Here is an 895-nt window from a genome sequence, read left to right as displayed (position 1 = left end):
ACGAAGTTGCCGGTGTTGCGCCAGGTCGTGCTGTAGTTGCCGCCCGCACCGTTCTGCATCGACACGGTGCCCGGGGCGTCGGTCCAGAACGAGTAGAAGTACCCGTCGTGGGATCCCTGGGTGTTCTGGGTGATGTTGGCCGCGGCTGGCGTCGCGAGGACACCGGCGACCAGGGCGCCTGCGGCGCCGACGCTCACCAGGGTCTTCAGACCACGGCGGCGCTTGAGGGAGGAACCGATGGACATTCTGCACTCCTTCGTGCGGATCATCGACGAAAGTTTCGGTCGGTCGGCCGAGAAGGGCGCAGCGCGATCGGTCCGAAGACGGGCTGAACTGAGACGGTCGTCACAGCTACGTCCCGCTATCGGGTGAGTGTGGTCCTCGAAGTTACCGGCGTCAAGCCTCTAGATGACGCTGACGTGTCTTAAACGATTCATTGGGGGCTCGCAATTTTCGCTGGAGCGTGCAGTGTGTTGCGCAACGTCTGCAACGGCAGAGAAGAGGGGGTGGTGGCGCCGTCCGGCGCCACCACCCCCTGGGTGCTCGTTCTCGCGCTCAGCCTGCCTGGCAGGTCGCTGTGGGCGTCGCGCTCGACCCGTCGGAGTAGATCGTCGTCCCGAACGTGTTGCCCGAGCCGTCCGACCGGGCGGTCACGGTGTTGCCGCTCTGCGAGACGTCGGCGTTCCAGCTGCTCTGCACGCTCTGGTTGCCGCTCAGTCCGATCGTGACCGTCCAGCTGCTGCTGCCGGTGACGGTGTACTCCACGTTGAAGCGGTCACCCCACTCCTCGCCACGGGTGACGCTCACCTCGCAGCCGCTGCTGCCGCCGCCCGGGGCGCCGGCTCCCGGGCTGCCGCCGCCACCGGCTCCCTCGACGGTGATGTTGGAGCTGCCG

At 66.9% G+C, this 895-nt stretch carries 2 protein-coding genes; both read right to left on the bottom strand.

Features of this window, described 5'->3' with window-relative positions; translation table 11 throughout:
- On the bottom strand, window positions 1-245 hold a 245-nt coding region (locus tag N869_RS15530; RefSeq protein ID WP_035063184.1), incomplete at its 3' end, for a glycoside hydrolase family 11 protein.
- Window positions 246-555: 310 nt separating this feature from the next.
- Window positions 556-895: cellulose binding domain-containing protein (locus N869_RS15525; RefSeq protein WP_035063183.1), on the bottom strand; the 340-nt coding region annotated here is incomplete at its 5' end.

It is taken from the genome of Cellulomonas bogoriensis 69B4 = DSM 16987, from assembly GCF_000767165.1.
GTDB classification, from domain to species: domain Bacteria; phylum Actinomycetota; class Actinomycetes; order Actinomycetales; family Cellulomonadaceae; genus Actinotalea; species Actinotalea bogoriensis.
This window is presented reverse-complemented; position numbering and strand designations above follow the sequence as displayed.